Genomic DNA, 12,444 nt, shown 5'->3' with positions numbered 1-12,444 from the left:
TCCAATCGGTCGTTTGTCGGATTTGGATGGAAAGAGGGCGGACGTTATTCTGATTTTGGGGCGACGCGGCCGGTCAAGTCGAACCGGCAAAGAGGGGCGCGCGTCCGATGTCGCGGCGAACCGCGGCCGGCCGATCACGTGCAAAAGCCTGACCCCGATGCAACCCGGCGCCTGGCCGGCGAGACGAAGTCGGTGGAAAAGCCCGCAGTGGCGCCTTGACGCCGCGAATCAACTCTGATTCAAGGACCGGAATGACGCAGCGCCACAAATTCCGCAAATCGATGAACCGGGCGGTCGGTCCCGCGATCGCGGTGATCGTGGTGCTGGCGATGATCGGCTACATCATTTTCGGCCCGACCGGGCTTTACGCCTGGGGCGATTACGGCCAGTCGGTCGAGAAGAAGCGCGTCATTTTAAGCGAGCTGACGAAGAAGCAGAAGGAGCTTCAAAATCGCGTCAACCTGCTCGACCGGAGGCGCGTCGACCCCGACCTTGCGGAGGAATATGTCCGCGAGAAACTCGGCGCCTATCACCCCGATGAGGTGATCATCCCGATGGAGCCCGCGCAAAAGCCCTGACGGCATTTGCTGCGGTTTGCTGCATACGTAAGGCGGGGCGGCTCCCGTCCATGGTGGGCGTTGCCAAGTGCGGCGCGGCTCTCCTATAGGGAGCCTTGCCGTAACGGCTAAATGCAAAGGAAACCTCCCTTGGCCAAAGCTCCCGCGCGCAAACCTGCCGCGCCAAAAAAGACTGCATCCACCCCGGCCGCCGCGACCAATCGCGAGCAACCGCGCGATCCCGTTCCCTATGACGCGACTCCGCAAGAGCTGGAAAAATTCTATCGCGAAATGCTGCTGATCCGCCGCTTCGAGGAAAAGGCGGGGCAGCTTTACGGCCTCGGCCTGATCGGCGGTTTCTGCCACCTTTATATCGGCCAGGAAGCCGTCGCGGTCGGCCTGCAATCCGCGCTCGACGGCGACAAGGACAGCGTCATCACCGGCTACCGCGACCATGGCCACATGCTCGCCTATGGTATCGACCCCAAGGTCATCATGGCCGAACTCACGGGGCGCCAGGCCGGCATCTCGAAGGGCAAGGGTGGCTCGATGCACATGTTCAGTGTCGAGCATAAATTTTATGGCGGCCACGGCATCGTCGGCGCCCAGGTGTCGCTGGGCACCGGGCTGGCCTTCGCGCACAAATATCGCGGTGACGGCGGCGTGGCGATGGCCTATTTCGGCGACGGCGCCGCGAACCAAGGCCAGGTGTACGAGAGCTTCAACATGGCCGAGCTGTGGAAGCTGCCGATCATCTTCGTGATCGAGAACAACCAATATGCGATGGGCACGTCGGTCAACCGCGCGTCGGCCGAGGACCAGCTTTATCGTCGCGGCGAAAGTTTCCGCATTCCGGGTATGCAGGTCGACGGCATGGACGTGCTCGCGGTGCGCGGCGCGGCCGAAGCGGCGCTCGAATGGGTGCGCGCGGGCAAGGGTCCGGTGCTGATGGAACTCAAAACCTATCGCTATCGCGGCCACTCGATGTCCGATCCCGCCAAATATCGCAGCCGCGAGGAAGTGCAGGCGGTGCGGGACAAGAGCGATGCGATCGAACATTTGAAGAAACTGATGATCGACGCCGGCATCGGCGAGGACAAGATCAAGGATATCGACAAGGAAATCCGCCAGGTCGTTGCGGAATCAGCCGATTTCGCCGAGAGCGCACCCGAGCCCGAACTGTCCGAACTTTATACCGACGTGCTGGTGGAGCAATATTGAGATGGCCATCGAATTGAAGATGCCGGCGCTGTCGCCGACGATGGAAGAAGGCACGCTCGCCAAGTGGCTCGTCAAGGAAGGCGACACGGTGAAGTCGGGCGACATCCTTGCCGAGATCGAAACCGACAAGGCGACGATGGAATTCGAAGCCATTGATGAGGGCACGATCGGCCAGATTCTGGTCGCCGAGGGTACCGACAATGTGAAGGTCGGCACAGTGATCGCGACGATTGCCGGCGAAGGCGAAGAGGCGGCTGCTCCGGCGCCCGCGCCTGCTCCTGCCGAGGAAGCCAAGGCAGCCGAACCCGCGCCGGCCACAGCCCCCGCTCCCGCCGCAGAGAAGCCCGCTGTGACCGAGCGCGCCGCCGACCCGGCGATCCCCGAAGGCACCGCGATGGTCAAGCTCACCGTCCGCGAAGCGCTGCGCGATGCGATGGCCGAGGAAATGCGTGCCGACGACCGCGTCTTCGTGATGGGCGAAGAAGTCGCCGAATATCAGGGCGCGTACAAGGTTACGCAGGGTCTGCTTCAGGAATTCGGCGCGAGCCGCGTCGTCGATACCCCGATCACCGAATATGGCTTCGCGGGCCTCGGCGCGGGCGCGGCGATGGGCGGTTTGAAGCCGATCATCGAATTCATGACTTTCAACTTCGCGATGCAGGCGATCGACCACATCATCAACTCGGCGGCGAAGACCAACTATATGTCGGGCGGCCAGATGCGCTGCCCGATCGTCTTCCGCGGTCCCAACGGCGCCGCGGCGCGCGTCGGCGCGCAGCACAGCCAGAATTACGGGCCCTGGTATGCCAGCGTTCCCGGCCTGATCGTCATCGCGCCCTATGACGCCGCCGATGCCAAGGGGCTGATGAAGGCGGCGATCCGCACCGAGGACCCGGTCGTATTCCTCGAAAACGAGCTGCTCTACGGCCGCAGTTTCGAGGTTCCCGACGTCGAGGATTTTGTCCTGCCGATCGGCAAGGCGCGGATCATGCGGTCGGGCAGCGACGTCACCATCGTCAGCTATTCGATCGGGGTCGGGCTCGCTCTCGAAGCCGCCGACCAGCTGGCGGGCGAGGGGATCGACGCCGAGGTGATCGACCTGCGCACGCTGCGCCCGCTCGATACCGAGACCGTGCTCGCCAGCCTCAAGAAGACGAACCATCTCGTCGTCGTCGAGGAAGGCTGGCCGGTCTGCTCGATCGCCAGCGAACTCGCGATGGTCGCGATGGAGCAGGGCTTCGACGATCTCGACGCGCCCGTCATGCGCGTGTGCAACGAGGATGTGCCGCTGCCCTATGCCAACAATCTCGAAAAGGCGGCGCTCGTCGACACGCCGCGGGTGGTGAAGGCGGTGAAGGCGGTTCTCAATCGCGCCTGACGATCCGGAGGCGGTTTTCTATCCCGACATGCGCGATCCGCGCGTCATGGTCGCCGTGCCGCGATCGCGGCGCGCGGCTATGGCGGCGCTGTGGGGATTGTCGGCGCGCTTGACCAAGCTGCTGGTCGACGCGCGCGAGCCGCTGATCGGGCAGATCAAGCTTGCCTGGTGGCGCGACATGATGGCGATGCTTGCGAGCGATCCTGCTGCGCTCCCCAAGGGTGAACCGCTGCTCGCCGACCTTGCCGCAAGCTGGGCCGGGCAGAGCGGGCTCGACGTGCTGGTCGACGGTGCCGAAGCCATGCTGCTGGCCGAGAGCGATGTCGAGCGGCAGGCCGCGGCTGAAAGCTTTGGCTCGCGCCTTTTCGCGCTGTCGGGCGGCGGAGCCGCGGCCGGGAAACGCTGGGGTCTGCTGTGGGGCGTTGGGGTCGTCGAGGCGGAGGATACGGCGCGCCGCCTTCTGGCCGATACCAAAAACGCCGCCGCGCCCGCGCGCGGCGATTTCGGCGGAAACCGCGCGCTGCTGATGCTCGATCGCTGGGCGGCGGCGATTGCCGCACGCGATGGCGAACGGCACCTCGGAAGCGAGGGATTGCTGCTGCTTCGTATCGGGCTTTTCGGTCGCTGACGATAAAATCGCGCCGGGGGTGGAAATGCCGCCGGCGAACATCTATCTTGCCCGGTACAGAAATAGGGTCGCAGGGGACGTTTATGTTCAACGGGCTGATCGCCTATCTCGATTCGATCAAGGCGCGCGACCCTGCGCCGCGGTCGCGTTGGGAGATCCTTCTTTATCCCGGGCTTGTCGCGGTCGGTATGCACCGCGTCGCGCACTGGCTGTTCGAGGCGCGATTGTTCTTCCTCGCGCGCTTCGTCAATCATCTGTCGCGCTGGATGACCGCGATCGATATCCATCCCGGCGCGAAGATCGGCCGGCACCTGTTTATCGACCATGGCTTTACCGTCATCGGGGAAACCGCCGAGATCGGCGACAATGTCACTATCTATCAATGCGTGACGCTGGGCGGGACCGATCCCGCCAACGGCATCGCGGGTAAGCGCCACCCGACGCTGGCCGACGATGTCATCGTCGGGTCGGGTGCGCAGATTTTGGGGCCGATCACGGTCAACGCGCGCGCGCGCGTCGGCGCCAATGCCGTGGTGACCAAGGATGTGCCCGAAGGTGCGGTGATGGTCGGCATTCCGGCACGCTCGACGCTGGTCGATGCCGCCGAATATGCGCGCGAGTTCGTGCCTTACGGCACCTGCAACGAAACCTTCGACCCGGCGACGCAAAAGGTCGAATTGCTGCAATGCCAGCTGGAACTGATGCAGAAACAACTCGCCGCGCTGATCGCCGAACGCGATGCGGCGGCGGATAGCGAAGCGCCGCGGCGCAAAGGGAGCCGGAAAAGCGCCTGATGGGAACCGTCACGCCGCTGCCGTTCGCGAACAGGGCAAAGCCGCTCCAGACGGGTTTCGACCGCGCTGAACTGACCCGGATCCTCGACCTTTACGGCCGCATGGTCGCAGCGGGTCATTGGCGCGACTATGCGATGGATTTCCACCGCGACGCCGCGATCTTCTCGGCGTTTCGCCGCGCCGCCGAGCGCCCCGAATATCGGATAGAAAAACGCCCCGCCTTGCGGAGCCGGCAGGGCATGTGGGCCCTTGTCTCCGAAGCCGGGGCGATTTTGAAACGCGGGGACGAGCTTTCGAATATACTCGCCCCCGTCGAACGCAAGCTTATGAAGCTGGTTGGAGACTGACCGTACGGGTCGTCGCCGGCAGCTGGTTCGCGAGATTGTCGGGCAGAAAGCCGACCACCACCGCGCGGGCATTCTGCCAGAAGGCGGACAGCAGCAGCAGCGCCGAGCCGATCACGAACGCAGTCATCGCGACATTGAGTTCGACCGCGCCGAATTCGCGGAACAACTGGGTCAGCGCGAAGAGCACATAGGCAAGGGCTGAGACGAGCAGCGCGCGGCGGTCGATGGCCAGCGCGATCAACCCGAAGACGACATAGATGCCGACGACCATGACGGCGGCGCCGCTGCCGATGTCGCCGCCGTCGGTCACGCCGAGCAGGTGGAAGACCGGGTGCGCGATCATCGGCGCGGCGAGCAGGTGGAGCCAGAAGGCGACGTCGCTGCGACGCGTCTGGCGCACGCGGTCGCTGCGGTCCCACCACATCGCGAGGGTGAAGACGCCCAGCCCGGCGATCAGTACGAGCGCCATCGGCAGCGTGCCGTCGGGGCTCGGCATTCCGGTGATCGCGAGCACGAGCGCAACGGCGGTGGCGGCCAGCGCGGCCGTTCCGGCGGCGACGGTAATCGGCACCATGAAGCGTTTCCAGTGGAACCAGGTCGCGGCGGCGGTGACCAGCGCCATCGACCCGATCAGGATCGCGCCGGTGGTTTCACCCAGATCGCGCCCGAAGATATCTTCGCCATGCTTGACGAGGAAGCCGACCATCGTCGCGAAAACGCCGCCCGAGAAGGCAAGGACCAGGACGATGCTGGGCAGCGCCATGCGTCGTTTGCGGGTGAAATATTCGGCAAGGAACCATGCCGAGGCCGCAACAAACGCGCCGCCGAGCGCGGGATGGATCGACGCGCCGATCCAGCCGACCGCGACGAGCAGGATCACCGCCGCGATGCTGACGAAAATATCGTTGAAACCCGTGATAAGGCGGAATGATTCCTCGTCCGCTCCGGGCGCGGCGCGTACCGATGCGATATGCGAGCGGAAAGCCAATGCGGCCTCCGGCGTCAATATCTTTGCATCGACCGCAGCTTGCAGGTCGCTTTCACTATACATCGGGGTCGTCCTTCTGTCCGATCCCCTTGCCCCGCAGTCCTTATCGCATTCGTGTATTGCTGTGTCAATACAGTGAAGCGGGTAAGCTCTGACCCGAACCCGCGCTGCGGCGAAGCTGTGGTGGAGGGGCCGCGGCGGCAGCATCTTAGCCCCTCCGTTAGCGCTTGGCGCTCCCACCTCCCCCATCGCTGTGCGACAGGGAGGATCGTCAAGCTCAGCCCAGCGCCATCAATGCTTTCATGACGTTCATCGACTGTTCGCTGCCCGATTGCGGGACGGTCTCGCCATTGCGGTCGATGATCTTTTCCCACGCGGCGGCCACACCTTCTGGGGTGCGTTCGCCTTCGGGCAGCGCGACGCCGGGGGTCATCGTGACATAGGCGGCGTGGAACGCGCCCGCGCCAGCGCCGACGATCATGTTCGTCGGTGCGTCTTCGCTGACAAGGTAGAGCGCGGCCGGGGCGACATTTTCGGGCGTGAACTTCTCGAACAGTTCGGCAGGGAAGATATCCTCGGTCATGCGCGTGCCCGCGACCGGCGCGATCGTGTTGCAGCGGATATTATATTTCGCGCCCTCGAGGTGCAGCGTCTTGGTCAGCCCCGCGAGACCGAGCTTCGCCGCGCCATAATTGGCCTGGCCGAAATTGCCGTAGAGCCCGGTCGACGAGGCGGTCATCAGGATGCGGCCATAGGCCTGTTCGCGCATCGTTTCCCAGCAGGCCTTGGTGACGTTGGCGCTGCCCGACACATGGACCTTCAGCACGAGGTCGAAATCGGCGGGTTCCATCTTGGCGAAGCTCTTGTCGCGCAGGATGCCGGCATTGTTGATCAGGACGTGGACGCCGCCCCATTCTTCCTTTGCCTTGGCGACCATTTCGACCATTTGGTCATATTCGGTAACGCTGCCGCCGTTGGACATGGCGGTGCCGCCCGCGGCGCGAATTTCCTCGACGACCTGCAACGCCGCGTCCGAATGGCCGGTGCCGTCGCGCGCGCCGCCGAGGTCGTTGACGACGACCTTCGCGCCGCGCCGCGCGAGTTCCAGCGCATAGGCGCGGCCCAGACCGCCGCCGGCGCCGGTGACAATAGCAACGCGGCCGTCAAATTTGATCGTCATGATGGTCTCCCGCAAAAGGCTGAAAAGTTGCCAATGAAAACGCGACCGTCCTTAGCCGTTCATCGCGGGCAGGCAAGGGGAGATGAAAAAACATCATTGCAACCAAATTGTCATTTCTGTGACGCCAGATTGTCACAAAACAGCAATAATAGCGCCATCGGACAGTCACCCTTTCGCACCGGAGCTTTCGTTCATGCGCCACTCCCTGGCAGCCGCCCTTTTGGCGACGTCGATGTTCAGCCTGCCCGCAACGGCGCATGCCCAGGCGATGAGCGCCGAAGAGGCGGCCGCGCTGCGCGCCGAACTCGCGGCGCTTCGCGCCAAGGTCGAAACATTGGAAGCCCGCCTCGATCAGGTGCCGCCGCCTGTCGTTGCGACTCCCGCTCCCGTTCCGGCGCGCGCGCCGGAAGCCCCGGCGACGCAGATCAAATGGAAGGGTGCGCCCGAGATCAAGACTGCCGACGGCTGGAGTTTCAAGCCGCGCGGCCGAATCCAGGTCGACGCCGCCCATGTCGGCGCGCCGGGCGCGATCACCGACTCCGCGCTCGGCTTTTCCAACGAACTGCGCCGCGTCCGCATGGGCTTCGGCGGGACGATGCCCGGGGGTTTCGGATATAAGGTGGAGGCCGATTTCGCTGAAAGCGACGTCGTGCTGCTCGATGCGTTCATGACCTATCACGACGGGCCGCTGAAACTGACCGTCGGCCAGCACAACACCTTCCAGGGGCTCGAGGAATTGTCGAGCAGCAACGACACCAGCTTCATCGAGCGTGCCGCCTTCACCGATGCCTTCAACTTCATCCGTCGCGCGGGCATCTCGGCCGAATATTCGACCGGGGCGCTCCTGTTGCAGGGCGGGGTGTTCACCGACAATTTTGCCGCGCTCGACAGCGGGAACGACGGTTACAGTTTCGACGGCCGGGTCGTCTATGCGCCCAAGGCAGGCAATACCCAGTTGCACTTCGGCGGCTCGGCGCACTGGCGCAAGCTTGGCGATACCGTCCCCACCGTGCGTTACCGCCAGCGTCCGCTCGTTCACAGCGCCGATATTCGCTTCGTTGCGACCCCGACCATCGAGGCCGAGGCGGAGACTGGTTTCGGCGCCGAGGCCGCCTTCATCCGCGGCCGCCTGCACGGCGCGGCGGAGGCCTTTTGGCAATCGGTCGATCGGCCGGGGTTCGCCGATCCCCAATTCTTTGGTGGTTCGGTGGAGATGGGCCTGTTCCTGACCGACGACAGCCGCGCGTATAAGGACGGCATCTTCAAGGAAATCCACGTCAAGAACCCGGTCGGCAGCGGCGGCATCGGCGCCTGGCAGATCAACCTGCGCTACGACCATCTAGACCTCAACGATGCGGGCATCGTCGGCGGCAAGCAGGACGGCTATATGGCGTCGCTGATCTGGACGCCGATCGATTATGTGCGATTCATGGTCAATTATGCGCGGCTGCAATATCGCGACGCGGTCATCCCCGCGGACGGCGACCGCGACTATGGCGTCGATAGCGTCGGCGCGCGCGCGCAGATCGTTTTCTGACGGCCGCCGGCGCGCCTTAGGGTGCGACGTTAGGTCGGGGTCCAGACATGGATGGTGCTCGCGACGCTCTTGCCCGCCAGCATGCGGTCGCCCTTGACCTCGTGCGACGTCGATAACAGATGGCGCTCCTCGCCGCGGGCCGGCACCGTGATCCTGCCCTCCGCGTCGGCGCAGATTTTGGCCCAGCGATCGGGGTCGATGATCGTCAGCTTGGCGCCGGGAACCGGCGTGCCTTGCGACAGGACGGCAAAATTGGCTCCGCCCGCGGCCAGCGGCACGATCTCGAGGTCGAGCGCATGGCTGGAAATTATAGCGAACGATTATTGCTAGCGCGATGGCGAGCCTCATCGGTGCGGCCTCGACGGGTGTTTTTGTCCGATATGGGAGGCCCGTGGCGATCGGCTGGACACGTCCGGCCCAAGTCGATGCAATGACTGTCGATTTTGATCCTGACCCTCAAAAATCCGCGCATTTTTGCCATCTGACCGAGGCGGCTGGCCGTGCATTGCGCCCGATGAGCCGCGCAACTTTGGCCCGTTCCGCGAGTATTCATGTGCCAGAAAGGGTCACGCGAATGCACGGGCCCGCCGGGTTCAAAATGAAGGAGATGTTTATGGGTGCCGTTTCCAAGACTTCGGGAGCCTTGTTGCTGATGGCCATGATGGCCGCGCCGGCGACGGGTAGCTTCGCCGCGCAGCAGGACGCGCAGCCGGAACAGGCGTCGGATGATGTCATGACGACGGTCTATGGCACGCTTCCGACGCCCGACCAGATGACAGAGGGCCCCAAGGTCGAAGGCATCATCTCGGCGCGCCGCGACGGCCGGATGCAGGTCACGACGGCCGACGGAAGCAATCAGACCATCGCGATCGCCGATTACACCAAGATCAAGGGAAGCGGCGGCTTCCTCGGGCTCAGCAAGAACAAGCTTGCGGCTGACGCGCTGCTCAACGGTCTGCCGGTGACGGTCGAAACCCTGCAGTGGGACGGCGGATTGGTCGCCAACGAGGTCGCGCTGAAGACCAAGGATCTTCGCACCGCGTCGATGATCCGCACCGGCACCGACCAGCGCTTTGCCGAACAGACCGCCGCCACCGAGGCGCTGCGCGGTCGCGTCGGCGACATCGACCAATATAATGTCAAGGCGACGACCAACGTCAATTTCGACACGGGCAAGGCCGTGCTGTCCGAACAGGCCAAGGCCGATCTGTGCGCAGCGGCAAACCAGGCCAACAGCACCGAGAATGCTCTGCTTCTTGTCGTCGGCTACACCGATTCGACCGGCAGCCAGGAATTCAACCAGACGCTCAGCGAAAAGCGCGCCAGCCGGGTGGTCAACCACCTTCAGCAGGCATGCGGGTGGAAACCCTATCGCATGCTGACGCCGACCGGCATGGCCGAAGCCGACCCGGCGGCGGACAACAGCACCCCCGAAGGCAAGGCGATGAATCGCCGCGTTGCGGTGAATATTCTGGTCAGCAAGGCCGTCGACGGCATCTAATCCGGACACGCCGGACAAGGAATGGCGGGGAGGGCCGGTGGCCCGCCCCGCCTTTTTAGCTGGGGGTCCCGACCCCGCCCGCCGTCAGATGCTCTTCCCCGCGTCGAGCGCATAGCCGGCCGAGCGTACGGTGCGGATGATGTCTGCGGTGCCCGGCAGGTTGATCGCCTTGCGCAGGCGGCGGATATGGACATCGACCGTCCTCAGCTCGATGTCGCTGTCCTGGCCCCACACGCTGTCGAGCAATTGCCCGCGCGAAAAGACGCGGCCGGGATGTTCCATGAAATGGCGCAGCAGGCGGAACTCGGTCGGACCCATCGCAACGATCTGGCCGTTCCGAACGACCTTGTGCGCCACCGAATCGAGTTCGATGTCGGCATAGGTCAGCATCTCGCCGGCGAGCGCGGGGCGCAGGCGGCGGAGCACCGCCGACACGCGCGCAACCAGTTCGCGCGGACTGAACGGCTTGGTGACATAATCATCGGCGCCGGTCTCGAGCCCGCGGATGCGGTCCTCTTCCTCGCCGCGCGCGGTGAGCATGATGATCGGGACGTTCGCCGACTTGGGATTGCGGCGGAGGCGCCGGCAGACCTCGATGCCCGGCAAGCTCTCGATCATCCAGTCGAGCAGGACGATATCGGGCACGCGTTCCTCGACCAGGACGAGCGCCTGTTCGCCGTCGGGGGTCTGGCGGACCGAGAAACCTTCGCGCGCGAAGTGCCAGACGATGAGTTCGGCGATTGCCTCGTCATCTTCGATCAGCAGCAGATCGGGCTGGGGCATCAGCCTTGCTCCTTCTCCGCCGCGGCGCTTTCTTCGGGTGTCTCGCCGCGCTCGCGCTCCTCCATCCGCTCGCCGGTGACGACATAATAGACCATCTCGGCGATGTTCGTCGCATGGTCGCCCATGCGCTCGAGGTTCTTGGCGACGAACAGCAAGTGCGCGCTTTCCGAGATATATTTCGGGTTTTCCATCATGAAGGTGACGAGCGTGCGAAAGATGCTGTTGTAGAAATCGTCGACATTCTTGTCGCGCACCGTGACCCGCACCGCGAGTTCGGCGTCGCGCGCGGCAAAGCTGTCGAGCGCGTCATGGACCAGCTCGACGACGATGTTCGACATCGACATCAGCACGGGGATCGCTTCGATCGAACGCGTCTGGTCCATCAGCGCGACGCGTTTGGCGATATTCTTCGCATAATCGCCGATGCGCTCGACCACCGAGACGATTTTCAGCGCCGCGATCATTTCGCGCAGATCGTCGGCCATCGGCGCACGCAGCGCGATGGTCTGCACCGTGAGTTGTTCGACCTCGGCCTCCAGCGCGTCGATCTTCTTGTCGTCGCGCACGACCTGCGCCGCGAGGTCGAGGTCGCCCTGCTTAAGTGCGGTCATCGCCTGGAGCAGCGCCTGTTCGGCGCGGCCGCCCATCTCGCTGATCAGCCCGCGCAGGCGGTTGAGGTCCTCATCGAAGGCCTTGACCGTATGGTCGTTCGTTAATGCCATCATCCTGTCCTTTCGCGGCTACGGATCACCCATAGCGGCCGGTGATATAATCCTTGGTGCGTTCCTGCTTCGGGTTGGTGAAGATGTCGGTGGTCTTGCCATATTCGACCAGCGTCCCGAGGTGGAAAAAGGCGGTGCGCTGCGACACGCGGGCCGCCTGCTGCATATTGTGCGTGACGATCACGATCGCATATTTGCCGCGCAGCTCGTGGATCAGTTCCTCGATCTTCGCCGTCGCGATCGGGTCGAGCGCCGAGCAAGGCTCGTCCATCAGAATGACTTCGGGGTCGACCGCGATCGCGCGCGCGATGCACAGGCGCTGTTGCTGGCCGCCCGACAAGGCGGTGCCGCTCTCGCCCAGCCGGTCCTTGACCTCGTCCCACAGTCCGGCGCGCACCAGCGCACGCTCCACGATGACGTCGAGGTCGGCTTTCGACGGCGCAAGCCCGTGGATGCGCGGGCCGTAACCGACATTGTCATAGATCGACTTGGGGAAGGGGTTCGGTTTCTGGAACACCATGCCGACGCGCGCGCGCAGCTGCACGACGTCCATCGACGGCGCATAGATATCCTCTCCGTCGAGTTCGATCTGGCCGGTGACGCGCGCGCTCGCGACCGTGTCGTTCATGCGATTGAGTGAACGCAGGAAGGTCGATTTGCCGCAGCCCGACGGGCCGATGAAGGCGGTGACAAGGTCGGTGCCGACGTCGATCGACACATCCTTGATCGCCTGTTTCTCGCCATAGAAGACGTTGACGCCGTGCGCCTTCATCTTCGGGTCGGTAATGGTCAGGTCTTCTTGGGTCAT

General features: G+C 64.1%; 14 protein-coding genes. 8 read left to right on the top strand and 6 right to left on the bottom strand.

The window, feature by feature from the left end; all coding sequences use genetic code 11:
* Window positions 1-251 precede the first annotated feature (251 nt).
* From HDC35_RS02790 to HDC35_RS02765, 6 genes are all read left to right on the top strand, one after another.
* Window positions 252-578 (top strand): septum formation initiator family protein, encoded by a 327-nt coding sequence (locus HDC35_RS02790; protein ID WP_184643412.1) that lies wholly within the window; start codon window positions 252-254, stop codon window positions 576-578.
* Between the two features lie 129 nt (window positions 579-707).
* Window positions 708-1,778, top strand: a complete 1,071-nt coding sequence (gene pdhA, locus HDC35_RS02785) for a pyruvate dehydrogenase (acetyl-transferring) E1 component subunit alpha (protein WP_184643410.1) — start codon at window positions 708-710, stop codon at window positions 1,776-1,778.
* Between the two features lies 1 nt (window position 1,779).
* Window positions 1,780-3,156, top strand: coding sequence for a pyruvate dehydrogenase complex E1 component subunit beta (locus tag HDC35_RS02780; RefSeq protein ID WP_184643408.1), 1,377 nt, complete (start codon window positions 1,780-1,782; stop codon window positions 3,154-3,156).
* 28 nt (window positions 3,157-3,184) lie between these two features.
* Window positions 3,185-3,784: a hypothetical protein gene (locus HDC35_RS02775; protein ID WP_260397462.1), complete on the top strand. Its 600-nt coding sequence runs from the start codon at window positions 3,185-3,187 to the stop codon at window positions 3,782-3,784.
* A gap of 83 nt (window positions 3,785-3,867) precedes the next feature.
* The gene (gene epsC / locus HDC35_RS02770; RefSeq protein ID WP_184643406.1) at window positions 3,868-4,578 is read left to right on the top strand and encodes a serine O-acetyltransferase EpsC; all 711 of its coding nucleotides are present in this window, start codon (window positions 3,868-3,870) and stop codon (window positions 4,576-4,578) included.
* Window positions 4,578-4,925, top strand: coding sequence for a DUF2794 domain-containing protein (locus HDC35_RS02765; RefSeq protein WP_184643404.1), 348 nt, complete (start codon window positions 4,578-4,580; stop codon window positions 4,923-4,925). Before epsC ends, HDC35_RS02765 begins: the two co-directional genes overlap by 1 nt.
* On the opposite strand, the gene HDC35_RS02760 is transcribed toward HDC35_RS02765, so the two are convergent.
* Both HDC35_RS02760 and HDC35_RS02755 read right to left on the bottom strand, forming a co-directional pair.
* Entirely contained in the window at window positions 4,903-5,976 is a 1,074-nt protein-coding gene (locus tag HDC35_RS02760) for a hypothetical protein (RefSeq protein WP_184643402.1), read from the bottom strand. The genes HDC35_RS02765 and HDC35_RS02760 overlap by 23 nt on opposite strands.
* 214 nt (window positions 5,977-6,190) lie before the next feature.
* Window positions 6,191-7,093 (bottom strand): SDR family oxidoreductase, encoded by a 903-nt coding sequence (locus HDC35_RS02755; RefSeq protein WP_184643400.1) that lies wholly within the window; start codon window positions 7,091-7,093, stop codon window positions 6,191-6,193.
* 232 nt (window positions 7,094-7,325) lie between these two features.
* On the opposite strand from HDC35_RS02755, the gene HDC35_RS02750 reads away from it, so the two are divergent.
* Window positions 7,326-8,630, top strand: coding sequence for an OprO/OprP family phosphate-selective porin (locus HDC35_RS02750; RefSeq protein WP_260397461.1), 1,305 nt, complete (start codon window positions 7,326-7,328; stop codon window positions 8,628-8,630).
* 29 nt (window positions 8,631-8,659) lie between these two features.
* Here HDC35_RS02750 and HDC35_RS02745 read toward each other — a convergent pair whose 3' ends face one another.
* Window positions 8,660-8,908 carry a hypothetical protein gene (locus tag HDC35_RS02745; protein WP_184643396.1) on the bottom strand — a complete coding sequence of 83 codons (249 nt, stop codon included), beginning with the start codon at window positions 8,906-8,908 and terminating at the stop codon, window positions 8,660-8,662.
* A gap of 335 nt (window positions 8,909-9,243) precedes the next feature.
* On the opposite strand from HDC35_RS02745, the gene HDC35_RS02740 reads away from it, so the two are divergent.
* Window positions 9,244-10,131 carry an OmpA family protein gene (locus HDC35_RS02740; RefSeq protein ID WP_184643394.1) on the top strand — a complete coding sequence of 296 codons (888 nt, stop codon included), beginning with the start codon at window positions 9,244-9,246 and terminating at the stop codon, window positions 10,129-10,131.
* Window positions 10,132-10,215: 84 nt separating this feature from the next.
* Here the strand turns inward: HDC35_RS02740 and phoB are convergent, their stop codons facing one another.
* The 3 genes from phoB to pstB are packed head-to-tail and all read right to left on the bottom strand — an operon-like array spanning window position 10,216 to window position 12,444.
* Entirely contained in the window at window positions 10,216-10,914 is a 699-nt protein-coding gene (gene phoB, locus HDC35_RS02735; protein WP_184643392.1) for a phosphate regulon transcriptional regulator PhoB, read from the bottom strand.
* Entirely contained in the window at window positions 10,914-11,636 is a 723-nt protein-coding gene (gene phoU / locus HDC35_RS02730; RefSeq protein WP_184643972.1) for a phosphate signaling complex protein PhoU, read from the bottom strand. The genes phoB and phoU overlap by 1 nt, the downstream gene beginning before the upstream one ends.
* 25 nt (window positions 11,637-11,661) lie before the next feature.
* Window positions 11,662-12,444 (bottom strand): phosphate ABC transporter ATP-binding protein PstB, encoded by a 783-nt coding sequence (gene pstB, locus HDC35_RS02725; RefSeq protein ID WP_184643390.1) that lies wholly within the window; start codon window positions 12,442-12,444, stop codon window positions 11,662-11,664.

This window comes from Sphingopyxis sp. JAI128, assembly GCF_014207235.1.
Classification (GTDB): domain Bacteria; phylum Pseudomonadota; class Alphaproteobacteria; order Sphingomonadales; family Sphingomonadaceae; genus Sphingopyxis.
Note: the sequence above shows the minus strand (reverse complement) of the source record. Positions and strands in the feature narration are given on the sequence as shown.